24 protein-coding genes, 2 tRNA genes, 1 other RNA gene and 3 pseudogenes are annotated in these 24,456 nt (G+C 58.9%); 12 read left to right on the top strand and 18 right to left on the bottom strand.

The features are described from left to right. Positions 1–20 precede the first annotated feature (20 nt). Positions 21–476, bottom strand: a complete 456-nt coding sequence (locus BST95_RS11330) for a hypothetical protein (protein ID WP_084199556.1) — start codon at positions 474–476, stop codon at positions 21–23. A 116-nt stretch (positions 477–592) separates the two neighbouring features. On the opposite strand from BST95_RS11330, the gene BST95_RS11325 reads away from it, so the two are divergent. Then, positions 593–1,027, top strand: a complete 435-nt coding sequence (locus tag BST95_RS11325; RefSeq protein WP_066049642.1) for a universal stress protein — start codon at positions 593–595, stop codon at positions 1,025–1,027. A 12-nt stretch (positions 1,028–1,039) separates the two neighbouring features. On the opposite strand, the gene BST95_RS11320 is transcribed toward BST95_RS11325, so the two are convergent. Beyond that, a complete protein-coding gene (locus BST95_RS11320) occupies positions 1,040–1,258 on the bottom strand; it encodes a glutaredoxin family protein (protein ID WP_066049639.1) in 219 nt (72 codons plus the stop codon). Positions 1,259–1,416: 158 nt separating this feature from the next. Between BST95_RS11320 and BST95_RS11315 the strand changes: the two genes are divergently transcribed. The 3 genes from BST95_RS11315 to BST95_RS11305 are packed head-to-tail and all read left to right on the top strand — an operon-like array spanning position 1,417 to position 4,153. Continuing rightward, on the top strand, positions 1,417–2,313 hold the full coding sequence (locus BST95_RS11315; RefSeq protein WP_084199555.1) for an IclR family transcriptional regulator: 897 nt from the start codon (positions 1,417–1,419) through the stop codon (positions 2,311–2,313). A gap of 20 nt (positions 2,314–2,333) precedes the next feature. Then, the gene (locus BST95_RS11310) at positions 2,334–3,386 is read left to right on the top strand and encodes an AraC family transcriptional regulator (RefSeq protein WP_084199554.1); all 1,053 of its coding nucleotides are present in this window, start codon (positions 2,334–2,336) and stop codon (positions 3,384–3,386) included. Beyond that, a complete protein-coding gene (locus BST95_RS11305; protein WP_084199553.1) occupies positions 3,383–4,153 on the top strand; it encodes a TrmH family RNA methyltransferase in 771 nt (256 codons plus the stop codon). Before BST95_RS11310 ends, BST95_RS11305 begins: the two co-directional genes overlap by 4 nt. A 7-nt stretch (positions 4,154–4,160) precedes the next feature. On the opposite strand, the gene BST95_RS11300 is transcribed toward BST95_RS11305, so the two are convergent. From BST95_RS11300 to ffs, 11 genes and pseudogenes are all read right to left on the bottom strand, one after another. Further along, complete coding sequence (locus BST95_RS11300) at positions 4,161–5,336, bottom strand: vWA domain-containing protein (protein ID WP_084199552.1); 1,176 nt, start codon at positions 5,334–5,336, stop codon at positions 4,161–4,163. Positions 5,337–5,342: 6 nt separating this feature from the next. Next, positions 5,343–6,188 (bottom strand): AAA family ATPase, encoded by an 846-nt coding sequence (locus tag BST95_RS11295; RefSeq protein WP_084201150.1) that lies wholly within the window; start codon positions 6,186–6,188, stop codon positions 5,343–5,345. A 55-nt stretch (positions 6,189–6,243) separates the two neighbouring features. After that, positions 6,244–7,737: a vWA domain-containing protein gene (locus BST95_RS11290; RefSeq protein ID WP_169843921.1), complete on the bottom strand. Its 1,494-nt coding sequence runs from the start codon at positions 7,735–7,737 to the stop codon at positions 6,244–6,246. Then, the gene (locus tag BST95_RS19945) at positions 7,730–8,119 is read right to left on the bottom strand and encodes a hypothetical protein (RefSeq protein ID WP_169843920.1); all 390 of its coding nucleotides are present in this window, start codon (positions 8,117–8,119) and stop codon (positions 7,730–7,732) included. The genes BST95_RS11290 and BST95_RS19945 overlap by 8 nt, the downstream gene beginning before the upstream one ends. An 8-nt stretch (positions 8,120–8,127) precedes the next feature. Then, complete coding sequence (locus tag BST95_RS11285) at positions 8,128–8,562, bottom strand: YcgN family cysteine cluster protein (protein WP_084199549.1); 435 nt, start codon at positions 8,560–8,562, stop codon at positions 8,128–8,130. Next, positions 8,555–8,827: a YcgL domain-containing protein gene (locus tag BST95_RS11280; RefSeq protein ID WP_084199547.1), complete on the bottom strand. Its 273-nt coding sequence runs from the start codon at positions 8,825–8,827 to the stop codon at positions 8,555–8,557. The genes BST95_RS11285 and BST95_RS11280 overlap by 8 nt, the downstream gene beginning before the upstream one ends. Then, positions 8,824–9,942 carry a ribonuclease D gene (rnd, locus tag BST95_RS11275; protein WP_084199545.1) on the bottom strand — a complete coding sequence of 373 codons (1,119 nt, stop codon included), beginning with the start codon at positions 9,940–9,942 and terminating at the stop codon, positions 8,824–8,826. Before rnd ends, BST95_RS11280 begins: the two co-directional genes overlap by 4 nt. Before the next feature lie 13 nt (positions 9,943–9,955). After that, positions 9,956–10,554 (bottom strand): annotated as a pseudogene (gene recR, locus BST95_RS11270) (recombination mediator RecR). A 14-nt stretch (positions 10,555–10,568) separates the two neighbouring features. Further along, complete coding sequence (locus BST95_RS11265) at positions 10,569–10,892, bottom strand: YbaB/EbfC family nucleoid-associated protein (RefSeq protein ID WP_066049608.1); 324 nt, start codon at positions 10,890–10,892, stop codon at positions 10,569–10,571. A gap of 9 nt (positions 10,893–10,901) precedes the next feature. Continuing rightward, a pseudogene (gene dnaX, locus BST95_RS11260) lies at positions 10,902–12,682 on the bottom strand (DNA polymerase III subunit gamma/tau). Between the two features lie 95 nt (positions 12,683–12,777). After that, positions 12,778–12,874: signal recognition particle sRNA small type (ffs, locus tag BST95_RS11255), an RNA gene on the bottom strand. A gap of 153 nt (positions 12,875–13,027) precedes the next feature. Here ffs and BST95_RS11250 point away from each other — a divergent pair. Genes BST95_RS11250 through BST95_RS11235 form a run of 5 tightly spaced genes read left to right on the top strand, consistent with a single transcriptional unit; the run spans position 13,028 to position 19,570 of the window. After that, positions 13,028–14,143, top strand: coding sequence for an efflux RND transporter periplasmic adaptor subunit (locus BST95_RS11250; RefSeq protein WP_169843919.1), 1,116 nt, complete (start codon positions 13,028–13,030; stop codon positions 14,141–14,143). Between the two features lies 1 nt (position 14,144). After that, complete coding sequence (locus tag BST95_RS20970; RefSeq protein ID WP_276205888.1) at positions 14,145–14,711, top strand: efflux RND transporter permease subunit; 567 nt, start codon at positions 14,145–14,147, stop codon at positions 14,709–14,711. After that, positions 14,621–17,269, top strand: coding sequence for an efflux RND transporter permease subunit (locus tag BST95_RS11245; protein ID WP_338073422.1), 2,649 nt, complete (start codon positions 14,621–14,623; stop codon positions 17,267–17,269). The genes BST95_RS20970 and BST95_RS11245 overlap by 91 nt, the downstream gene beginning before the upstream one ends. Beyond that, a complete protein-coding gene (locus BST95_RS11240) occupies positions 17,266–17,871 on the top strand; it encodes a TetR/AcrR family transcriptional regulator (RefSeq protein WP_084199543.1) in 606 nt (201 codons plus the stop codon). The genes BST95_RS11245 and BST95_RS11240 overlap by 4 nt, the downstream gene beginning before the upstream one ends. A 46-nt stretch (positions 17,872–17,917) precedes the next feature. Then, positions 17,918–19,570, top strand: a complete 1,653-nt coding sequence (locus BST95_RS11235; RefSeq protein ID WP_084199541.1) for an amidohydrolase — start codon at positions 17,918–17,920, stop codon at positions 19,568–19,570. 471 nt (positions 19,571–20,041) lie between these two features. Here the strand turns inward: BST95_RS11235 and BST95_RS11230 are convergent, their stop codons facing one another. Both BST95_RS11230 and BST95_RS11225 read right to left on the bottom strand, forming a co-directional pair. Then, the gene (locus tag BST95_RS11230) at positions 20,042–20,497 is read right to left on the bottom strand and encodes a cystatin domain-containing protein (protein WP_205737265.1); all 456 of its coding nucleotides are present in this window, start codon (positions 20,495–20,497) and stop codon (positions 20,042–20,044) included. Positions 20,498–20,519: 22 nt separating this feature from the next. Then, positions 20,520–22,031, bottom strand: a pseudogene (locus tag BST95_RS11225) (amidohydrolase). Between the two features lie 167 nt (positions 22,032–22,198). On the opposite strand from BST95_RS11225, the gene BST95_RS11215 reads away from it, so the two are divergent. Genes BST95_RS11215 through BST95_RS11205 form a run of 3 tightly spaced genes read left to right on the top strand, consistent with a single transcriptional unit; the run spans position 22,199 to position 23,501 of the window. Further along, positions 22,199–22,828 (top strand): TetR/AcrR family transcriptional regulator, encoded by a 630-nt coding sequence (locus tag BST95_RS11215; protein ID WP_084199535.1) that lies wholly within the window; start codon positions 22,199–22,201, stop codon positions 22,826–22,828. Positions 22,829–22,887: 59 nt separating this feature from the next. Then, a complete protein-coding gene (locus BST95_RS11210; RefSeq protein ID WP_084199533.1) occupies positions 22,888–23,268 on the top strand; it encodes an MFS transporter in 381 nt (126 codons plus the stop codon). Further along, positions 23,253–23,501, top strand: coding sequence for a hypothetical protein (locus BST95_RS11205; protein WP_084199531.1), 249 nt, complete (start codon positions 23,253–23,255; stop codon positions 23,499–23,501). The genes BST95_RS11210 and BST95_RS11205 overlap by 16 nt, the downstream gene beginning before the upstream one ends. 59 nt (positions 23,502–23,560) lie before the next feature. Here the strand turns inward: BST95_RS11205 and BST95_RS11200 are convergent, their stop codons facing one another. The 3 genes from BST95_RS11200 to BST95_RS11190 form a co-directional block, all read right to left on the bottom strand. After that, positions 23,561–23,875: a DUF1838 family protein gene (locus BST95_RS11200; RefSeq protein ID WP_084199529.1), complete on the bottom strand. Its 315-nt coding sequence runs from the start codon at positions 23,873–23,875 to the stop codon at positions 23,561–23,563. Between the two features lie 258 nt (positions 23,876–24,133). After that, a tRNA-His gene (locus BST95_RS11195) sits at positions 24,134–24,209 on the bottom strand. Positions 24,210–24,263: 54 nt separating this feature from the next. Next, positions 24,264–24,340 (bottom strand) — tRNA-Pro (locus BST95_RS11190). Positions 24,341–24,456 lie beyond the last annotated feature (116 nt).

The following is a 24,456-nucleotide window of genomic DNA, read 5'->3' as shown; positions in this document are numbered from 1 at the left end:
TGTTTCGCCCCCGAGGCGGGTCACGCCGAGAGTGCCTCTGACCAGGCCTCCAGGGCCGTGACAATTTGCTCAACCTGACCCTGTTCTTCGGGCTCTGACCAGTAGATCCCACAACTGCCCTCTTCCTGGCTGAGGGCCAGTATTTCTGCGGGCAGCAGCGCAGTCTGTTCTGGCGGCGGCTGTCGGTGACCCACGCCCCGCCACTCACCTTCCTCAATTCGCCAGGCCAACCTCGAACGAGGCTCGCCACGCGATGCCGGAAGGCGCCTGCCGTAATAAATGATTTGCTCGGGGCGCCGGGCCTGCCCCGGTAACACGCGATCACTGCCAGGAAGGTCCCGGAACTCGACGAACAGGCCATGGACCGCGGCATACTCTCTCATTCCGGCCACCTGCCGCTGGCGCTTGCTGGGGATGAAATGGGTCAACGGTGCCAGCGCCACCGCGATCACGAAAATGATAAGAAAAATTTCCAAAGGTGGTTTCCTGACCCAGATCAAACTTACGCCGCAGAAGCAGCCGTGTCCCGTTGTTCGGCGACTATTCTATGCTATAAATAGAAGCGTGAAAAAAGCCTGCGGGGAGGCTATATATGTCGCAGTACTCGAAAGTGGTTGTTGCCATCGACCTCAGCGAAGAATCTGACCTGGTTGCGGCGCGAGCGCGCGCTATTGCCACGTCTGCTGGCAGCGAACTCCACCTTGTACATGTCATAGAACCCCTCAGCTTCGCCTATGGCGTCGACATCCCCATGGACTTCTCAGGCCTTCAGGACGAAATCCAGGAACAGGCCACCGGCCAGTTACAGCGTTTCGCTGAGAAAAACGGTATTGCCGCTGATCACCAACACATTCTGCTGGGGCGCCCCGAGGTGGAGATTCACGCCGTGGCGGAAAAGATCAGCGCCGACCTGATCGTGGTCGGCAGCCACGGCCGCTATGGTCTCGCCCTGCTCATGGGGTCTACCGCCAACGGCGTACTCCACGGCGCCAGCTGTGACGTGCTGGCGGTGCGCGTCGGCTCATAGCGAGAACAGCCGCTAGCCGGCAAGAAACTCAGCGAGCATTTGTGCGTCGAAGGGCCAGTTCAGCTCCCGGCCCTCTTCTGTGCGCACAACCGGGATCGTCGTCCCGTAACGCTCGAATAAATCGTCAGATTCACTGATATCTACATGCTCAAAGCCGGCACCCGCCTGCACCAGAAGTGCCTCGGCCAGCTCGCACAGGTGACAGGCTGATGTTCCGAACAGGGTTAACATTCCTTAATTCTCATTGTCTCTGCTGAATTCGGCCACTATTATGTCGCCCCACTCAAGGCTTGAAGTACCTCAAGCTGGAGCGGTACCATAACCGCAAGGTACAAGAATTCATACCATTTATTTTGCTCAGGTACACCAACTAAAAGGGAGCTGACGCTTTGGCCCTATTCTCACAACCTACCGCCCGTGCCCTGGCCATTCTCGATCTGTTAATGGCCAACCCTGATCAGGCGTTCGGCTTGACCGAGATGACCCGCCGCCTCAACCTCAACAAGGCGACCTGCCACGCCATTCTGACCACCATGGCCAACTACGGCTTCCTGGTCCAACATCCGAAAACCAAGGCTTACCGCCTCGGCCCTTCTATTATTGCCGCGGGTAACGCTGCCTTCGCCCAGTTCCCCGTGCTTGAGTACGCTCGCCCGGAGCTGGAAGCGCTGCAGGCGGATCTGGATATTGGTTTTGGTGTGACCGGTCGCTCCAAGCAACACATGGTGTTATTAGCGCTGTATGGCCAGGCATCCGAGCTGATTAATTCGTTCCAGCTGGGCCTGCGCCTGCCCAATGACGCCCCTGTAGCGAGCAGCTTTATCGCGTTCTCGCCGGCCAAGCACCTGGAGGCCTGGCTCACCCGCGCCCACGAATCACGCGGCGGCTACAACGAACGCCTGGACCAGAAACTGCGCGTTTCAGTGATCGGGATTCGCGCCCGCGGTTACGAAGTCACCCTGAAAACCAAGGCTGAGGCCGAACTCACTCGCGAACTGTCGCGCATCCACAATTCCTGGAGCCTGACCGAACTAGAAGATGCCGCGCGCAAATACCAGATCGACCTCTGCGACGAGCAATATCACCTGGACCGCATCGAACCTAAAACCAAGTACGACGTTTCGACCATTTCGGTCCCGGTGTTTGTGGAAAACAAACTGCCCGTGGTGTGCTTTGTTGCCGGATCCTTCAAAGAACCGATGACCGGCGCCAAGATCGAAGAAATCGCCGCTCGCATCAAGGAGTCTGCGGACCGGGTCACAACCCTCGCCGAAAGCTTTAGCTAAGGCAGCGAGCTTTGAACACCATGCCCCTTAAAACACTGACCACACTGCTGCGCGTGGTCAGTGAACAGGGCTATCCCGTGGACCGGGCCCTGACGCAGATCGGCCTGGACTTCAATCCACTGCAAGACGACCCCGCCACGCTCCCCAGCCAGATTCCCACCGACAGCTACAGCAAACTGTACGGGCTGGTGATGGAAATCCTCCAGGACGAGGCCTTTGGCCTGGGCCAGGAAAACCACGCGCCACCAGGCACTTTTCGCATGCTGTGCCTGTTTGTCATCCACTGCCCCAACCTTGGGCAGGCCTTGCGCCGGGCGCGGGAATTCTTCATCTACTGCGACCAGTTCCGCGCGATCCAGGGTGCTGCCAAGCCGCTGTTTATCGATCAGGGCGATGGCAAGATCTTATGTGTCCTGGAGCGCTCCGCGTCCCTGGAGCAGGACCGTATTCATATCGGTCACGCCAACGTGCTGCTAATGATGTACCGTTTCTACAGCTGGCTTATTGGTCGCGAGTTACCCCTGCAGGCGATCCACCTGCGTGCGAGCGAACCGGCAGACCCTCAGCCCTACGAAGCTATCTTTGGCTGTCCAGTGCGCTTCGGTACCGAACACTCCGGACTGGTGCTGCACGAGAATGTGCTGCAACTGCCCATCGTACAAACCGAAGACACGCTGCGCGATTTTCTCCGCCAGGCGCCCTACCAACTCGTTAAACGGGAAACGCCAGGCAACCTCAATCCACTGACGGAGAAAATCAAGCAACGACTGACTGAGCACAACAGCCAGCGACTACCCAATGCCAGTGACATCGCCGCGGAGCTGAATATGTCGCCGCGCACCCTGCACCGCAAACTTACTCAGGAAGGCACCAGCTTCCAGCAGCTCAAGGACGACTTCCGTCGCGAGCTGGCCGTGCACTACATGAACAGACCCGAGCTCTCGCTGGACGCGATTGCTGCGATTATGGGTTTTCCCGACAACTCGGCTTTCTACCGCTCGTTCAAGAAGTGGACCGGCACCTCACCGGGGCGCTACCGCGCACAGCTACAGGCAGGAAACCAGCCCTCATGAGCGACACCAGCTATACCGAGAAGCGCAGCTATTTCGACCGCATGCTGACCTTGTACGGACGTAAACCAGCGCTGGAAGCCCTGCGGGATCGCGACCTGGATTGCCAGACCCTGCATCTGGCTCACAGCAATCGCGAAGGCGGCATCGTCGGTGAGTTACTGGCAGCCGCAGAGCAACGCGGCGTAACGATCAAGCGCCACTCCCGGGAGGAACTGGCGCGTATATCCCGCAATGGCAAACAGGATCAGGGCGTCGCCCTGGATGTCTTGTGCCCGGCGTTTCAGTCTGTGGAGAGTTATCTGAATAACCTGGAGGGCAAACCCCGACAGCGGCTGCTCGCCCTGGACGGTATTACCAATCCGCAAAACATTGGCATGATCGTCCGCTCGGCGGCGGCCGGCAACATCGACGGCCTGCTGTGGTCGCGCAAAGGCAATGCGGCACCGGGGCCACTGGTCGTCAAAGCCAGCGCCGGCACCTTATACCGGGCGCCGGTGCTCACCTGCCAGGCATTGCCCGAAGCCCTGCAGCAGTGCCAGCATAACGGCTTTGAGGTGTGCACCCTGGAGGCGGACGCGCGGATAGATCTGTTTGCCTATCGCCCCGCAGGACACTGCATCTACGTGCTCGGCAATGAGACCGACGGCGTCTCCGTCGCCGTCAGTAAACTCGCCCAGCAAGGCTTGTCGATACCCATGAACAATGGGGTTGAATCACTCAATGTCGCTGTCACCGCAAGCCTGATCGCCTACGCTGACAGGATGTAGGACGGCGCTACTTGGAGAGGAACGACATCCCCTCTTCCAGGCCCTTGAGGGTCAAAGGATACATTTGTCCCTCCAGCAATTTGTGGGTAATGCTAACCGATTGGGTGTATTGCCAGTCTTCCTCGGGAACCGGGTTAATCCAGATCACCTTGTCGTAGACTTCCTGCAGACGCCGGAACCACACCTCGCCAGACTCCTCGTTCCAATGCTCGACACTGCCGCCGGGCTGGAGGATTTCATACGGTGACATGGAGGCGTCGCCGACAAAGATGACCTTATAGTCGTGGCTGTACTTGTGGAGAATATCCAGCAGCGGCGTGCGTTCATTGTGGCGACGGATATTGTTCTTCCACACGCTCTCATAGAGAAAGTTGTGGAAGTAAAAATACTCCATGTGCTTGAACTCGGTACGCGCCGCTGAAAACAGCTCCTCGCACACTTTTACATGAGGATCCATTGACCCACCAACGTCGAAGAACAGCAGCACCTTCACGGCATTGTGACGCTCTGGAACCATTTTAATATCGAGCAGCCCGGCATTGCGCGCAGTCGAGGTAATGGTGTCATCCAGATCGAGCTCATCGGCGGCGCCAGTGCGAGCGAACTTGCGCAGGCGTCGCATGGCGACCTTGATATTACGGGTACCGAGCTCAACGCTGTCGTCGAGGTTCTTGAAATCTCTCTTGTCCCAGACTTTAACGGCCTTTTTATTCTTGCCGTTGGGGCCAACGCGAATACCTTCAGGGTGATAGCCTTCCTGGCCAAAAGGCGAGGTACCACCGGTACCTATCCACTTGTTGCCCCCTTCGTGGCGTTTTTCCTGTTCTTCGAGGCGCTTCTTGAACTCCTCAATCAGTTTCTCGAGACCACCGAGGGATTCGATCTTGGCCTTATCTTCCTCGCTCAGGTTCTTCAGGAACTCCGAGCGCAGCCAGTCATCGGGTATCATTGCCTCGATCACATCGTCGAGTGCTTCCAGGTCCTTGAAATGCAGACCGAAGGCTTTATCAAAGCGATCGAAGTACTTTTCATCCTTCACCATGCAGGTGCGGCTGAAATAGTAAAATTCGTCCATCGAACCGAACACCACACGCTGTTTCATGCCCTCGAGCAAATCGAGGAGTTCGCGTGTGGTCACCGGTACACCTGCGTCGCGCAGGCCGTGGAAGAAGTTGATCAGCATAGGGCTTTACCGTGATTCCCGGCGGTGCATAAAGGCCAGACGTTCGAGCAGGTGCACATCCTGTTCGTTTTTCATCAGCGCGCCATACAGGGGCGGAATGGCCTTGGTAGGATCGCGATCCTTGAGAATCTCGTCGGGAATGTCGTCGGCCATCAGCAGCTTCAGCCAATCGATGAGCTCCGACGTCGAGGGCTTCTTCTTGAGCCCGGGAATCGCACGCAGGTCAAAGAATACTTCCATCGCTTCCTGTACCAGTTCCTTGGAGATCTCCGGGTAGTGAACTGCCACGATCTCACGCATGGTGTCGCGATCGGGGAAGTTGATGAAGTGGAAGAAACAGCGGCGTAGGAATGCGTCCGGCAGTTCCTTCTCGTTGTTACTGGTGATGATAATAATCGGGCGCTGCTTGGCCTTAATGGTCTCGCCAGTCTCGTAGACGAAGAACTCCATACGATCGAGTTCTACCAGCAAGTCATTGGGGAATTCGATATCAGCCTTGTCGATTTCGTCGATGAGAAGCACAACCTGCTCTTCAGACTCAAAGGCCTCCCACAGCTTGCCCTTCTTGATGTAGTTGGCAATATCGTGGACTTTTTCGTCACCCAGCTGGGAATCGCGCAGGCGCGATACAGCGTCGTACTCGTACAGACCCTGCTGGGCCTTGGTGGTGGACTTGATGTGCCATTGGATTAGGCGCATGCCCAGGCCGCCGGCAACTTCTTCGGCGAGCATGGTTTTACCCGTGCCGGGTTCACCTTTAATCAGGAGGGGGCGTTGCAGTGCGACGGCGGCGTTTACCGCCATGCGCAGGTCATCGGTGGCGACGTAACGATCAGTGCCTTCAAATTTCATCTGGGGTAGTACCTGTATACGAGCAAGGCCGAACAGGGTACTCATAGGGAACGCGCTAATCAAGCGGCTCGTCGGGGGACTCCTTGGCCGCGCTCACACCGGACAATGCAAACTGGCCGGTAGCGCCATTTTCCGACTGCATTGCCCTGCGCTGCCAGACTTCAAGCTTGCGTTGTTTACGTCGACGCAGGATCAGCCAGATCAAAAGTGCAATGGTCAGCACCGCCACGCCAACCGCCGCCAGAGACGCAGTGTACTCGTCGTCGGGCAATTCATCGCCGCGGGTCACCAGCGTTGCCTGCTCCGGCAGCGGCATCACCTCGACATGCATGGGCAGCTCACGGCGCAGTGTCTGGGCTTCCAGGCGCACCATAAATTCATAGCGCCCCGCCTGCGCGAATGTAGGTGCCATGACCCGGTATTCGCCGTCGGCGGGCGCAGGATAGCGCTCGCTGACCGCAATCGTCTCGGTACTGCCGTCCGGTGCGCGCACGTCTACCGACAGACGAAAGGCCGCAAGCACGTCAGGATCGGTGATCGCCCTGCCCTGCTCGGTAATACGCAGACCCATCTCGGCCTGGCGACCAGCTTCAATACTGGCCGGCAGCGGGTCGACTTCCAACTGCAGGTCGGCGATGACGGTTACCCGCACCCGTTCGGCCCCAGGCGCTACCAGTTGCCAATCGCCGGGCTCCGGTGCAGAAATCGTCACCAGGGCAAACTGGTCGCTGACAAACCAGTCGGCGTCCTCTCTCTCAGGGGCGAATACCCGCCCGCTCGGGCTGCGCAGGGCTACCGAGTGATTCCCAGCACTGAAGAACACCAGAGCGGTCAGTTCCTCGACAGATGCGTCAATGGTGAATTGCTGCCCCGCCACGGGCACGCGAGCCACCGGTGCCACCAACTCCAGCGATTGCAGGAATATACCGCTAAGTGCATCGGCGGTGACGGCCTGCTCAGCGATACCGCTGGTGGACTGCGCCAGCGAGCGCAGGAACTTCCAATCGGCCTCGTCGGACAGGGCGATAGTGTGCACGGGAATGCCGGTGGCACCGAGCTCCGGGGCGCGCTCATTGAGAATGGCGCGGGCTGCACCGGCGTTGAGCATCGGAGATTCACCCACATCCACCTTGCCGTCGGTAAGCAGCACAATACTGGTGCGGTAACCGGGGTCCAGGCGATCATAGTCATACGTCGCCGCATCCAGCGCGGCGGGAATATTGGTCCGCTGGCCAGAATTATCGATCAGGTCCAATACGCTGTGGGCCGCTGCCCGCCACTGCGCATTCACAGTTCCATGGGGCACCAGCACTTTGACGTCTTCTCCGAACACCCAGACACCAGCGCGTGCCCCATCGGGAAGCAGCCGAATAAGCATCTCCATGGCAGGGCCACGCAGGTTGTCCGGGTCAGATGTCTTCATGCTGCCCGAAATGTCGATCAACAGACGCAGATCAGGCTTGAGGCCCGCGCCGGGGGTATCGGCGTGCGCCGGCGTTAACAGCACACACAGCGCCGCAAACAGTCCGAACAGTAACGACCTAGACAACGGGATCGGGCTCCTGATCTGTTGCGCCCTGCTCATCGGTATGCGCCGATCTACGCGGGCGGACCACCAGCAGGCGCAGCAGCACCGCCGCGCCCAGGGCAACCGCACAGGCAATCGATAAGGGCTTGATGGCATGCTGTGCTGCTTCAGGACCGTTCAGGAGCAACTCGAACCCGGCGACGATAAGCGCCGGCGCCATGGTCTCCACACCGGGCTGCGGGTAGGCAGGCGTTAACAGCAGGGCCGCGCTGAGCATGACGATCAGCAAGGTCCAGAAATTCGGCCAACGACGCAACAGCCACCAGGCAAGGATCAGCGCCACCATGGCCGCGGCACCTGTGTAGGCGTATATCGCCAGCATATAGGATTCTTCAGTCAGCATACTGTCTCCTACTCCACCCAGGTCACAATGTGCTCATCATAACCGTCAGGATGTACATATTCATCGGAAATGGCTCGCCCGCGGATAGACGCACCGGCGCTGTGCACCGTCTCGCGACTGCCGGATACCAGGTAGTGCCACTCCGGCAGCGGCTGATTGGCTGCTCGCAACCGGTAGGCACAGGTAGATGGCAGCCAGTCGAGGTCGCCCACGCTGCCCTGTTCCAGGTGAATACAGTTTGGCACCAGAATCGAACGCCGGCTGTAGTCGCCGCAGCGGCAGGTGGATTCGTCGAGATACTGACAGCGCACCTTGGTATAGAACACCTCACCGGTATCCTCGTCTTCCAGTTTGTGCAGGCAACACTTGGCGCAGCCGTCACAGAGCGCCTCCCACTGGTCGCGATCCAGTGCCTCGATGGGTTGCTCCCACCATTCAGTCACTGGCGCGATCTCGTTGCAGCAGTTGTTCCGGGGTGGGCGGCATTTGCAGGAAAAACCCGTCGCTATCGATCTTCTCCAGCACTTCAGCGACATCGACACGGGCCAGCTTGCGCTCCGGCGTGAGGATAATGGTCATCACGGACTGCGGCTCCCCGAACTGTTTCAGCAGCACCTCTGGCACATCTTCCAGGCCTTTGGCCTTATCGACATACAGATACATCTCTTCCTTGCGTGTACTCTTGAAGATCTCACACAGGCGTTTCACAGCTCACCTCTAAGTATTGCGTCGCGCAGTGGTTCCACCACCACAGACTTGCGCCAGCCCTGCCAGGAGACGGGCTCTGTCTCAGCTGGCCGCAGCAGTTGTTCGTAATCCTTGGCCGCCAGCAAAACCTGCTGAGGCATCTCCAGTTTGTCGGCGATCGCCGCTGCGCGTTTTTTCAGCGCCTTGAGCTGATCGCGCTGCCGCTGTTCCAGGGGCGGCGGCAACCGCTGGGGCAAGTCGCCCTCCTCGATCTCGCTGACACTCGCGACCAGTTCCACCAGCAGCTCACCGCGCTTGCGCATCACCGCCGGCGGCAGATCGACCTTGTTGCGCAGCTCCGAAACGTCCACAGGCATGTGCTGCGCAAGTTGCAGGCAGGCTTGGTCGTCAATAATCCACGACCGTGGTTTGTCCCAGTCTCGCGCAGCCTCCTCACGCCATTGACTCACAGCCACCAACACTGCCAACTGCCGCGGCTGCAGCTTCCAGGCACTCTTGATGCGTTTGTAGTAATTAGGCAAGGCTGTAGCGAGCGACGCGGCGGCATCTTCGCCATCGCTGAGCACCCAGTCGTAGCGACCCAGATTCTGACAGCGCTGGGCCAGCTGCGCATAGGCATCGAGCAAATACGTCACATCCTGCGCGGCGTAGTGGCACTGCGATTCGGTCAGTGGGCGCTTAAGCCAGTCGGAGCGGGTTTCCCCCTTGGGCAAGTCCTCGTCACACAGCTGCAGAATCAGCGCGCGATATCCCATGCCAAAATCCAGCCCGGCCATGGCTGCCGCTTTCTGGGTATCGAACAGCGGCGCAGGCACACAGCCCAGCCAGCGCTGGAACACCTCCAGATCTTCACTGGCGGAGTGCAGCACCTTGACCACGCCAGGGTCCTGCAGCAACTGCGCCAGGGGTGCAGGATCGCTGATCTCCAAAGGGTCGATCAGCCAGGCAGTACCGGCGGCGGCGCTGCCGTCAAAACATAACTGCACCAGCGCCACCTGCGGGTAGAAGGTGTTGCGGCGCATAAACTCGGTATCGACCATAACAGCCTGGCAGCCCTCGCTCGCAGCCATCAACTCCTGTAGCGCCTGGTCAGATTCAATCAGTTTCCATTCCATAGTCACAGTGTAGTTACTCCACTACGCGGCGGCCGGAAAAAGCGTGCGCCAGGGTGCTGCCATCCACATATTCCAACTCGCCTCCCAGAGGCACACCGTGGGCAATCCGGGACACCTTGATGCCGCGGGGTTGTAGCATGTCCGTCAGGTAGTAGGCCGTCGCCTCGCCTTCCACGGTTGGATTCGTGGCCAGGATGACTTCGGCAATCCCCTCCTCCACGACCCGGCGCTGGAACTTGTCGAGGCCTATTTCCTCAGGCCCTATGCCATCTATCGGCGAAAGATGGCCCATCAATACAAAATAAATGCCGCGATAGCTGCCGCTCTGCTCAACGGCAAGCACATCGCCGGGCGTCTCCACTACACAAATGGTCGACGCATCGCGCCGCGGATCTGCGCAGATTTCACACACATCCAGTTCGGTAAAGTTGCGACAGCGACTGCAGTGATCGACGCGATCTACTGCATTGCGCAACGCCTCGGCAAGCGCAGCCGCCCCTCGCGATCACGCTCCAGCAGGTGCAGCGTCATGCGTTGAGCAGATTTGGGGCCGACACCGGGCAGGCAGCGCAAGGCTTCTATCAGGTCCTGCAGAGCGGGGCTGAATTTCATGGGGTAATTGCGCCCTAGAACGGCATCTTGAAGCCGCCCGGGATATTCAATCCCGAGGCAACGCCGGCCATGGCCTGTTGGTTATGTGCCTCGACCTTGCGAACAGCGTCGTTAACGGCCGCTGCCAGCAGGTCTTCCAGCACTTCTTTGTCCTCTGACAACACCGCGGGGTCGATGCTCACGCGTTTAACGTCGTGGCGCCCGGTCATTACCACGCTGACCAGACCGGCACCGGCCTCGCCCAGGATTTCTGCGTTCGCCAGATCGTCCTGGACTTTCTGCATATCGGCCTGCATTTGCTGGGCCTGTTTCATCAGGTCGGAAAGACTGCCTTTCATGTTACTACCTCAAGAATCTGTAGGGGCGATGGACGCGCGGTCCAGTTCACCATCGAATCGTGTGAGCAGCGCCTGCAGACGCTCGTCACTGTCTATCTCTGCCACTGCCAGCGCCTGACGCTCGCGAGCTGCTCGGGCTGCCACCATGGCCGGCGTCTCGCCGGGAGGTTTGCCGATATCTATAGAAACGGACAATTCCCGGCCAAAGTAGTTCTGCAAAGCCAAGGCGATCTTTTTACTGTGGCCATCGTTGAACAGGCTGGCATTGGCCTCGTCCAGCACAAACTTGAGTGCAGGCCCATCAACCGAGATCAGCTCACAGTTACTGGCAATGCTGTACACCATGCCCAGCAGACCGAGCTGCTCCAGCGTTTGCGGCCAGGCCGCCGGCACAAGTTGGCTGAGATCCGCCGGCGCCACGGCTGGGGTTGCCGATTCGGCCGGGCGCGACTCAACGGGCGTTGTTTCGACGACCTCCGGTTGCGACGGTGTGGCAAGCGCTGCCATGAGGCTTGCCGGTGCCGGTTCTGCCGGCACAGGCGGCTCTGGTCGCGCCTCAGGGGTGACCGCTACAGGCGCTGTCTCTACCGCAGGCATCACCGGCGGCGCCACCTGCTCAATCGGCTTTTTTACAGGCTCGCCGCCCTCCACGGCGGCTGCAGGGGCGGCCTGCAATTGCTCCGGTGACAGCGATGTATCAATCACTGCCGCCGGGCGGAAGGCGAGCATCCGCAGTAGCAACATCTCAAAGCCACCGCGCGGATCAGGCGTATACGCCATGTCGCGCTTACCATTGACCGCCATCTGGTAGTAAAGCTGGGCATCCTCGGCCGTCATGGCGGCCGCCAAAGCTGCCACCCGTTCGGCATCGCCCCAGCTGTTATCAATCGCGTCGGGGACAACCTGAGCTACCGCGACGCGGTGCACCAGAGAGATCAGCTCGTCGATACTGCCTTCAAAATCCGGGGCGTGCTCAGACATGCGCTCGACAATGGCCAGCACCTCATTGGCACTTCCCGCCACTACCGCTTCCAGCATTTGGTAGACGAAGGTGAGATCCACCGTACCCAGCATGGCGCGAACATCGCTCTCCACCAGCTTGCCCGAACCAAAAGCGATTGCCTGATCCGTCAAACTCAGGGCATCGCGCATACTGCCCGAGGCCGCGCGACCGAGCAGGTACAGGGCCGGGTCCTCAAAGCTGACCATCTCCTGCTCGAGCACATTGCGCAAGTGGCCGACAATCTGCTCGGGGGCATGTTCTTCAAATTGAACTGCAGGCACCGGGACAACACCGTGGGCAGCAACTTCTGCGGATCGGTGGTAGCGAGCAGGAACTTTACATGGGGCGGTGGCTCTTCCAGCGTTTTCAACAGCGCGTTGAAACTGCTGTTGGAGAGCATGTGCACCTCATCGATGAGATAGATTTTGTAGCGCGAACGCGTGGGGGCATATTGCACGTTCTCGAGCAGCTCGCGCGTATCTTCGACCTTGGTGCGCGAAGCGGCGTCAACCTCTAACAGATCGACACTGCGACCCTCGGCGATTTCCAGGCAGGAGCCGCACTCGCCGCAGGGCTCAGAGCTCACGCCCTGCTCACAGTTGAGGCACTTGGCCAGAATACGGGCGATGGTGGTTTTACCCACACCCCGTGTACCGGTGAAGAGATAGGCGTGATGCAGCCTGTCGTGGTCCAGCGCGTTAATCAGCGCCTGTAGCACGTGCTCCTGGCCAACCATTTCCCTGAAACTTTTTGGCCGCCACTTGCGCGCGAGTACCTGGTAGGACATGCCCCGTTATGCCTTCTATTGTAAAGCGTTATCCGCGAGAGAGAGGAAGGATACACCAGAGGCTTAATCACCGGAACCGGTGAAATTGGAGATGACCCAGACAGCCACACCCCGGCACACGAGTCGACAGCTACGGTTGCTCCCTTCCGGGCCTGGCCGGGTTCACTATCTATCGTTGCGAGGGGACCGCCTGGGCCACCACAGCGTCTGCAAGCAGTTGCAGAGGGCGCGTATTGTGCTGCAAAGCACACCTCGCTGCAAGCGATTCGGCGCAATGAGATTGACTTTGATGTTAAAGCGACTAACATTGATGTTAATTCCATTAACATGTGTGGGTTTGTAGGGATGGATAAGCAAAAATTGGGTAGCCTGGCCGGCGTTGGGGCTGCGATCTTTATTACCGTGGGCCTGACCAGTGCGCTCCACGTACGCTTTGCCCTGGGCGACAAGACCGTGGCGAGGGTCCCGCTGACGGTGGAACCTGTGCAGTACATCGAGCAGGCGTACTACCAGCGCGATGTTTCCTACCTCGGCCTGATTTCGGCCGGCCGCAAGGCCAACCTGGGGTTTGAAGTCGCTGGCACCGTGGCGCAACTGCCGTGGCGTGAAGGCAGCCCGGTGAGCAAGGGCGAGATCATTGCCCAGCTGGACGACTCCGCCCTGCAGACTCACTACCGTGCGACCGAGGCAGACCTGGACGCCGCTCGCGCAGAACTGGAACTGGCGCGACTCAAAGCCAAACGGCAGGAGGAGCTGCGCGCGACCGGCGCGGTTTCCCGTGAGGCTTTTGACGAAACCCGGCTGCGCGCCGAAGCACTGGAATCACGCGTTGCGGCCACGCAGGCGCGCCTGGAAAGCATCCAGATCCAGATCGACAAGGCGAGTCTGCGCGCGCCCTATGACGGTGTGATTGGTGATCGCTTTATTCATGAGGGCGCAGTGGTCAACCCTGGCACGCCAGTGGTTCACTTTATCGAAAATGCAGGACGGGAAGCGAATATTGGCGTCGCCGTCAGCCGCGCTGATGCCCTGCTGCCAGGCAACGAGTACCTGCTGACCCTGCGCGGACAGGAATTCAGCAGCCCGTTACTCACAGTACGTCCCGACGTAGACCCGATCACCCGAGTGACGACGGCCGTCTTCTCCCTGCCAGCAGACATTCCCGCCGTAGACGGAGAACCGGTCACCCTGCGCCTGACCGAAGAGGTGCCCGCCATCGGCGGATGGCTGCCCATCGCTTCGCTGCTGGAAGGTAATCGCGGGCTGTGGACAGTACTGCGCCTGGACCGCGACGGCGATATGGCCATTACCGTCAGGGAGGCGGTTGAGGTGATCGAGATCCGCGGCGACCAGGCCTTCGTGCACGGTACCCTCGCCGACAGAACCGAGGTGGTGGCCAGTGGTGTCCACCGAATCACCCCGGGGACGGTGGTGTCGGTTAGCGACGACGGAGTGGAATAAGGTGTTTGCCCAGTACATTTTCAAACACCCCCGCTATTTTGCGCTGCTCATCATCAGCGTATTTGCGGTGGGCATTAACAGCTTCAGCAATATTCCCCGCCAAGAAGAACCTACCCTGACCAACTTTGGCGGCACGGTACTCACCTTTTATCCGGGCGCCACCCCCGACCGGGTCGAAGCACTCGTTACCAAACCGCTTGAAGATGAGCTGCGCAAAATATCTGAATTAGACAAACTGATGACCACCTCTAGCTCCGGTGTCTCATCCATGCAGGTCAGGCTCGATGACACGCTGCCTGATCACGAGCTAGAGCGAGTCTGGTCGGAAGTCAGGGATGCCTTATCAGACGCGTACGCTTTGTTCCCCCCGGTGTTGGCATCCCATCCCTGGACACGGATCGCTTCCAGTCCTTCAACGCCATTGTGGCTATGTCCGGCCGCGATGATGCAGACATCCCCCTGTCTCTGCTGGGGCGTATGGCACAGGACCTCGCTGATCGCGCCCGCAATATGGACGGCACCAAGCTGGCCGTACTGTTCGGTGAACCCGCTGAAGAAATTCGGGTAGAGATCAACGAGGATGCCCTTGTCGCACGCGGCCTCAGTCTCGCTGAGGTGTCGGCCGCATTACGAGCGGCAGATGCCAAAGTGTCCTCGGGACGCGCCACCGGTGAAGGCACCGACATGCTGATCGAGATCGCCGGCGATTTCGATTCCCTGACCCGGATTCGTGAAGTCATCATCAACACCTCGGCCAATGGCAGCGCGACGCGTATTGCCGATCTGGGCAGAGTCTACAAGGCGGCCATTACCCCACCCTCCTCGCTGGTACTGGTCCAGGGCAAGCCCGGCATCATGGTGGGTGTGGCCATGGAAGACGGCCGGCAGGTGGATCGCTGGGCGCAGGAATTTTCCCTGCTGCTGCGGGATTACATCAACGACGCCCCTGCCAGTGTGCTGGTAGAACAAACCTTCGATCAGAGCACCTATGCCAAGAGTCGTCTTGCCGACGTTACCTCGAACCTCGCCATTGGTATCACTCTGGTGCTACTGGTATTGCTGTTCACCCTTGGCTGGCGCGCCGCTGTGGTGGTTGCCATCATCCTGCCGCTGTGCGGATTGATTTCCATGGTTGTCATGGAACGGACCGGAATGGCCCTGCACCAGATGACCATTTGCGGGCTCATCGTTGCCCTGGGCCTGCTGGTTGACGGCTCCATCGTCATGACCGATGAAATTCGCAAACGACTGCTTCAGGAACACACGCCCTATAACGCTATTGCCGGTGCCGTTGACCGGCTACGTGTCCCGCTGCTGTCTTCGGCATTGACCACTATTCTCGCGTTTATGCCCATGGCGATTATGCCGGGCCCCGGTGGTGATTTTCTGGGAGCCATTGCCCAGGCGGTGATCATCATGCTGGTCACGTCTACCACACTGGCGCTTGTCGTTACGCCCGTGCTGGCCTCCTGGCTGCTACCGCGGACCAAGGAGAGCAGCCGTCACTGGTATAACGGCGGCATGGACGGCGGCAAAATGGGTGAGGCCCTGTCCAACGCCATGGATTGGAGTCTGAAACATCCAGCCGCCGCTATCGCCCTCGCACTGGCACTGCCGCTGAGCGGCTTTCTCAGCTTCCCCACGTTGACCGCGCAGTTTTTTCCGGGCACGGACCGCGACCAGATGTATATTCAGGTCAAGCTCGCCGACGGCCGCTCCATTTACGACACCCTGCAAGTGGTCGAGCGTCTGGATGAGCGCCTCAGGTCCGACCCGATGATTCGACGCGTCGACTGGACACTTGGCGAGAGCACGCCGGCCTTCTACTACAACATGTACCGCAGCCGCGACGGCACACCCTCCTGGGCCGAAGCACTGGTGCTGACCCGGGATGAAAACCAGACAGATGACCTGATTCGCGCGCTGCAACTGGAGCTCGACCGGGATTTCCCGGAAGCCCGGATGATCGTCAATGGCATTTACCAGGGACCGCCGGTTACCGCGCCTATCGAGCTGGAGATTCACGGCCCCAACCTGGCCGTGCTGCAGGAACTGGGCGAAGAATTTCGGCTGCGCATGGATAATCTGCCACATATTATCCACACCGGCACCAATCTGATCGGCGGCGCGCCCAAAGTCGTTTTCCACCTCGACGAGGAGCGCCTGCGCCTGGCCAACCTGCAACTCACGGACGCAGCTACCGCACTCAATGACGCTCTGCTGGGACGGGTTGGTGGCGAAGTTCTCGAGGGCACGGAACGACTTCCGGTACGCGTCCGTCTCAGCGAAGCCGAATGGGGCACACCGGATCGTATCGTCAACATTCGGCTGCCCCGCCGCGGCGGTAGCGACACACTGGCAGGGGTGCCACTGAACGCCATTGGCTCGCCTGCGCTGGAGCCGGCACAAAGCCCCATCGCCAGACAGGACGGGGTTCGCATTAATACGGTGCAGGGTTACATCACCCGCGGAGTTCTCCCGGAAGAGGTGCTGAAGCTTCTGCAGCAGGACCTGATCGACAATCCGATTAATCTCCCGCCGGGCTATTCGATCGTATACGGTGGCGACACTGACGAGCGCGCCCGCGTGGTTGAGAAAATCATGGCCCCCATGGGACTGATTGTCTCGGTGCTGATCGCCACCATCGTCCTGACCTTTAACTCATGGCGCCTGACGGGCATCGCCCTGCTGGTCTGTGTATGTTCAATGGGCTTATCGCTATTGTCACTGGCCTTGTTCCAGTATCCCTTCGGGGTAATGTCACTGGTCGGCGTGATTGGGTCGATCGGCGTTTCAATCAACGCGGCCATTATTATTCTCACCGCGCTACAGGCCAACCCGGCCGCCGTCGCCGGTGGCAGATATGCCATTCGCACGGTCGTCATGGATTCCAGCCGTCATATTACCTCCACGACCGTCACCACCTTTGGCGGCTTTCTGCCGCTGATTCTGGAAGGCAGTGAATTCTGGCCGCCGTTTGCCATGGCCATCGCGGGCGGCGTACTGCTGTCTACAATCATTTCTTTCTTCCTGGTACCGCCGCTGTTCCTGCTGACCGTGCGCAAACAGCGCGGCATGGGTTTCGGCCCCCTGAAGCCTTCCTCTTCTGAGGGCAGTACTGCATGAGCCAGAGCAACTACCATCACGGCGATTTGCGCAACGCCCTTATTGTTGCTGCGGTCGAACTCATCCAGGAAAAAGGCTCGGCTGACGTTGCGATTTCCGAGGCCGCAAAGCGCGCGGGGGTCAGTGCCGCAGCGCCCTATCGACACTTCCGCGATAAAAGCGCGTTGCTCGAAGCCGTCGCAGAGCTCTGCTATTACGGCCTCAGCGTTGAGGCACTGGCTACCCGTGACCAATACGAAATGGGCACCCGCGAATGCGTTGTCGCGCTGGGTAAAACCTATGTCACCTACGTCACCCAGCGCCCCGAGTTCTACAACATGATGTGGGGCGACTTTGCGGCCATGGATCCCACGGTCACAGACCGGGATGGCCGGCGTGGCTTTTTTGTTTTTGTCGAAGCCGTCGACGCCTGGTGCCAGGCCCACAAACTGCGGCACACCGAGCCTCTGGATCTGGCCTTGAAACTGTGGGCCCTTGCTCACGGTCTGGCTGTACTGGAACTCAACGGCCAGTTTGAGTATTTCATGCCGGAAGCTGATCGTATCCAGATGCTGGCCAGCAGCACCAACGCATTTCTGGACGGGGTCGAAAAAGCCGGCTGAGCCGGAACTTGCTAACATGTAGCGTATCCAGAGAAAGGAACGCTATATGCCCCTCATAAAATTGCTCCTCGCCACGCTGCTCGCAGTGACCAGCACTACCGCAGCGGCCACCACCCTGATTCACAACATCGAAGGCTACTCGCTCGAAAACGGTGAGCTGATCAGATTCTCCGCGCTGGAATTTGACGGCAGCAAAATTACCGCGCGCTACCCGACAGATGAAGCAGCAGCACAAAGCAGCGCTACCACAAAATTAGATGGTAACGGGGCAACCATGTTACCGGGCCTTATCGATGCCCACGGGCATATCGCCGGCTACGGCCAGGCGCTGGCCAGTGTGAATTTGTTTGGCACCAGCAGTGAAGCTGAAGCAGCGCAACGTGTTGCCCGGTTTGCGGCACAGAGCAAGGAGCCCTGGATTCAGGGCGGCGGCTGGAACCAGGTGCTGTGGGACGTAAGGGAATTTCCAACCCGCGCCACGCTGGATGCCATTGATACGGATCGCCCCATCGCGCTGCGCCGCATTGACGGCCACGCGCTCTGGGTTAATTCTACGGCACTGGAAATGGCCGGGATTCACGCTGAAACCGTCGACCCGGATGGCGGACAAATCATCCGCGGCCCAGACGGCAAACCCACGGGTGTGCTCATCGATAACGCCATGGATGCCGTATATCGGGCCATACCATCGCAGACGCAAAACGACATCGCAGAGAGTCAACGCCAGGCGCTGCTCAGTGCCGCCAGCTTCGGTCTGACCAGTGTGCACGATGCAGGAGTGTCTGCCGCCGAAGTGAGCGCGCTCCAGCGGCTGCACAGCAACAACACATTACCGTTGCGCGTGTATGCGATGCTCGATGTGCTCGACCCCGGTAACGATGCCACTCTGGCCAGCGGACCGCAGATCGACCCGAACCATCGCCTGGATATTCGCAGTGTCAAAATATCCGCCGACGGTGCCCTGGGTTCGCGGGGCGCAGCGCTCGCCGAAGACTACTCGGACAAGCCCGGCCACAAGGGCCTGCTTCTGCTGTCTGACGAAGATCTGGTGCTACATATGAGCAGGGCAATGGCCGCCGGTTATCAGGTGAACACGCATGCCATCGGCGACCTGGCGAATACGCGCGTCCTGGACCTGTACGAAACCCTCATCGCGAAGGAGGACAGCGCGGGGCTGCGCCATCGCATCGAACACGCCCAGATCCTGCAGGTGGAGGATATCCCCCGCTTCGCCCAACTCGGTGTGATTGCCTCGATCCAGCCAACCCACGCCACCAGCGATATGAATATGGCCGGCGACCGCCTCGGCGAAGACCGCCTGGTGGGTGCCTATGCCTGGAAGAGCCTGCTCGACGACGGTGCACAGGTGGCAGGCGGCTCCGATTTCCCAGTGGAACACCCCAACCCGTTTTACGGGCTGTATTCTGCCATTACACGCCAGGATCAGGCCGGTGGCCCACCCGGGGGCTGGCTACCGGGCCAGAAGATATCCCGGGCAGAAGCCTTGTCACTGTTTACGGAAGGCGCAGCCTTCGCCGCTCACCAGGAGAGCGCGATTGGACGTCTCGCCCCGGGATACTTCGCCGATTTTATTCTGGTGAGGGAAAACTATTTCGAGATGCCGGAATCGGCCATCTGGAACAGCACGGTACTGGAGACCTGGGTGGCCGGAGAGCCCGTCTATGTCAGGCCCGAATAATGACCAATAGCCAGGCATAAAAAAAGGGGCCCAATGGGCCCCTTTTTCAACTCAGGGTCGCGTTTTAACGCTGCTCCTGAACCGCAGGTACGTCAGCGGGAACTTCAGCAGCAACGGCAACTTTGGCGCCGATCAGGCCAGCCATGATTGCGAAGAATACGAAAGGTACGAACTTGTGCATAACTAAACTCCTAAAAATTACCTCAAGGTGGGCAGCGGACTATGGATGCTGCCTATTGTCGGGCGTTTCCACCCTAATCCACATGGCCGTCCGCGACATCAGCATGGCGCGAGGCGACTTCCGTGGGCACATGTGCACGGTGCGGGCGCGATCATACGGAGTGTTACCTTTGGTAGCAATAACACCGGAGTGATAGTGGGTATTTTTGACGCTCTTAGGACTAACAACTTGATATAAAACAAGGACTTGAGGCGGGTTGCGGGCCCTTTGAGGGCCCGCGATGGTCAATATTAGCAATCTTCGGTCATACTTCCCTGCTGCGCGGGCTGGGTCATCTCGAAATTGCCCTGCAAATCGCGGTAGACGCGGGTGTTCCAGATTTCGCCATTATCGAGCTTGAAGTCGATGGCGTAGTTCAAGCCAGCCACGACCTGGGTTTTGACGGAGAGTATTTTCTCAAGCTGGGCAGCGCTATTCATACGCTGCAACACAAAATTCAGGGCCGCCTCGACGTCTTCCGTCACATCGGCATCCTGCCAACCGCCAGGCATACCCTCTTCCGCATGGCACAGTGGGTTCGTCACCCCTGCCTCTTCTTCAGTCTTATCTGCCACTTCAACCACCGCCGGCTGCTGAGCTTGCGCGGCACTGTTATCAGCAACTTCTACCGGGCCATCACTGTCGCTACAGGCGGCCAAAACCAGCGCCAGTGCCAGCGCCACTGGCATACTCGTCAATTTACTCACGTTCACTCCATATTATTATGTATTAGCGGTTCACCGGATGAATCTCTCCGGCAAATACGGTTCCCCGGATAGGAATATCCTTCAGCTTGCGGGGATCAACCCGGTACGGGTCCTGCTCCAGCACAGCGAAGTCTGCGCGTTTTCCGGGGCGAATGGAACCGATCTAGTCTTCCATGCGCATCAGCCAAGCGGCATCGATGGTTATTGCCCGCAATGCGTCATCAACACTCACCTTCTGCGCCTCGGCGTTCTTATTGCCGTTAATGGTGGTGCGGTTAACGGCAGCCCAGGCCAGCGTCAGCGGGATTAGCGGCGCCACCGGGCAGTCGGAATGCAGGCCAAAGCGCATACCTTCACGCTTGAGCGCTCCCAGTGGCACCATGTTGCGCGCTCGGCCTTCGCCGAGCCACTGGTCTGCGTACACATCCGCGAGAATATATTGGTAGTAGGGGTTCGCCGACCCCAGCATACCTAGCGCATGCATCTGATTGACCTGATCTTCTGTAGTGTAGGCAAAATGTTCGAGCGTGAACCGGTGATCTATGCGAGGATTTTGTGCCTGCACACGGCGGACAAAGTCGATCAAAACCTCGGCACTGGCAGCGCCATTGGTATGCGCGTGCAACTGGTAACCCGCATTCCAAAACGTTTCAGCATAGCTGTACGTCACTTCCACAGGCGCCATCCACTGGCCGGCATAGCCATCCTTGTACACGGGAAAACTGTAATGGGAGAGGCCTGAGAAGATCGCTCCATCCATCATTAACTTGAAGTGATTATCGAACATCACCCTGTCAGAGTGACTCGCATTACAGCTTTCAACCTGCTCCCACGCCTGCTCGGGCGACAACCCGCGGGAAAGAAAAACGGTAATAATGGGTGTGAGCATCAGGCGTGCGGGAGCCTCCTGGGTATCCATAATCGCGTGTATTAGTCTGGCTTCGCCAACGGGATCACCGACCCCCCACACACCCATGTCCATGGCGGCCGTGACACCGCCGCGATGGAGCATTTCTACAAAGCTCTGCATTCCCACTTTGTAACGATCTGGCTGCAACAGGAAAGGCATTCGCGGCACCAATGCAGCAAGACCATTTTCCCAGAAGTGACCGTTAGCCCAGTCTGCTTCGTGTGGCGTTTCAACATCTTTCTCGCTGACCCCCAGCAGCTCGAACGACGCGGTATTACCAATCATTTCGTGGAAAGATCGATGCCAGATCATTACCGGCTCATCGCCAAACCACTTGTCCAGTGTGCTGCGGGTGATGTCACCGTGCCACAACTGGTGATAACCCCAACTTATCAAGGGAACGGCCTGGTCTCGATCGGGATTATTAATGTGAGCCGCAACCTGCGCCTTTAGGGCCTTGGCACACCGTCCTGGCGTTTGGGCCCGGAAACTGGTCAGGCAGAGGATGGCCAACGCAGCAGTGGCTTGGCCCAGATCGGTGCTTGGCTTGCGAAGTGCAGTATCAGGGAAAAATGGCGGGGGTAGAAGGATTCGAACCCTCGACCGTGCGCTTAGAAGGCGCATGCTCTATCCAACTGAGCTATACCCCGGAGAGACATTCCCGGGGCGGACCCGAGAGCGGGCGCAATGATAGCCCAGTCGTCTCGTAAACTCCACCGGCGCGCCGTCGGCTTGCGCATGCTCCAAGCCGCGGCCATACTCCGTGGCCCAACAACTTGCCCAAGGACAGCATGAGCCAGGTCACGGAGAAAACCACGAGCCGCAGCCGCAATCGCGAGGCTACCGAGCAAAAACTCATTGATGCCTGTGGTGCCATTCTCCTCAGCAAGGGCCCGGAAGGCATCGGCGTAAACAACGTCGTCGAAGAAGCCGGAGTTGGCAAACAGCTCCTCTACCGTTACTTCGACGGGCTTCCGGGGCTGGTCAGTGCCTGGCTGGAGCAGCGGGCCAACTGGCCTACTGCGGCAGACCTGGTTGGCGACCGCGACAGCTTTGACGCGCTATCACTCAAAGACAAGATCAAGCGCATCCAGCGCAATTACCTGGCCGCCCTGCGCGAGCATCCGGAAATCACCCGACTGATGGCCAGCGAAATTCTCCACCCCACCGCCGTCACCCAGGTACTGGAATCCGCCAGCGACAAGATCGGCCGGGAACTCGCCTCGATTCTGCAGGACCTGGGCGAGGGCGATCAGCAGCGCATGGTTGATCTGAGCATGGTGTTTTACTGCATGTTCAGCTATCTCACCATGCGCGCCCAGACCAGCCCTCTGGTGTTCGGCATGGATCTCAACGACGACAATAGTTGGGCGCGCATCGATCGCCTGATCGATAATCTCGTCGACAGTTATCTGGATTGATCCCGGCGTTACTAAAGCCACATTTGTGACCATATAGTGACAATTGTGAGCAGATAAAAATGTCCAGCAGTAAGCTAGGCCCCTTCTACCTCGCCCCAGGTGTCATGCCCGTCCACGCGCTGACCTTTTTCTACGCCGCTTTTATCGGTATTACGCTCATTGTCTATATCAACTTTATCCAGCCCTATATTCTCACCGAGCACCTGCAAATACCCGAGGACCAACAAGGTGCCATTACCGGCAACCTGGTGTTCCTGAGCGAACTCATGCTGCTGTTTGCCTGCGGTGTTGCCGGGCTGCTGGTGGATACCGTTGGCAGACGAGCCGTGTTTGCGATTGGCTTCCTCATTCTCGGTGCGGGCTTTGCTATCCACGGTCACGTCGAGAGCGAATCACAACTGCTGTTGCTGCGCCCGGGCATGGCATGGCATGGGGCGTAGCCGCCATCAACGTCATGGTCACCACCTTGCAGGCCGATTATCCCGAAGAGAAATCACGGGGTAAGTTTGTCGGGGCGACCGGATTTGCGATCGGCGTGGGCGCCCTGTTCGTGGTGTTTGTGCTGGCGCGCCTGCCGGGGTGGTACTCATCAGGCAACCATGCCATTGCGGCGGGCCAGCAGCCACTGAACACAGTGGTCGCCATTGCCTTCGCCTCGTCCCTGCTCTGCTGATTCGGGCTGAAACGGACGGCGACCGTCACAGCCAGCGCCAGTCCGATGCAACCCTGGCATCAACGGCTGCGCTGCGCCCTGCAACTGGGCTGGCAGCAGCCGCGAATCCGATCGTTATAGAAATTGAACACCTCAACGGTCTCACCGGTGTAGGGGTTGTCCCAGGTCTCGAGGATATCGCCGCTGGCCAGGTCGGTGAAATAACCGATTTTCTTACCGCGCAGGCGCACGTGGCCGTTGTCGAGCAGTCGCGCCTGGAATCCACCGAAACCCGTGTAACCGAACAGCGGCTTGAGACGCTGGCTCCCAATCATGCCGAACATGGTGCCGTGCAATGCAGAGAAAACCGGCGCATCGGCATAGGTCGCCCACAACTTGCCAAGGGCATAGAGATTTTCTTACGAGTTTTCAAAATCGAGCGTGGCAGGCGGTGCGCCCCCCTCTACCTGACCTGCTGGTGCGCTTAGGCAGTTGCGCAGCAAGAGTGGTATGCGACTCATCGGAAATTCCCCTGAATGTTGTTTTCGCCAGCCTACTATTATGTGACCAATTGGTCACATAATGCTTATAAACCACGTCGCAAGCGTTAGATATAAACAAGGATCACAAGGAAAAAGAAGAGCGGGGATAAATGGGGTGGCCGAGGGGTCTCGAACCCCCCACCTCCGGAGCCACAATCCGGTGCTCTACCTGATGAGCTACGGCCACCACAGTGGGCCCTGATTGAATCGACCAACTTGCCCAAATTGCGGCTGGAAAAGTTGGTCGGGGTAGAGAGATTCGAACTCCCGACATCCTGCTCCCAAAGCAGGCGCGCTACCAGACTGCGCTATACCCCGACAATTCCACAGTGCGGATAATCCGCCCTGTTTCAGGAGGGCGCATCATACTCACCCGGTGGGTAAGCGTCAACGCCAACGGCGATGATTTTACTACAGTTTTTACATCGATCGTG

This window comes from Halioglobus japonicus (assembly GCF_001983995.1).
Lineage (GTDB): Bacteria > Pseudomonadota > Gammaproteobacteria > Pseudomonadales > Halieaceae > Halioglobus > Halioglobus japonicus.
This window is presented reverse-complemented; position numbering and strand designations above follow the sequence as displayed.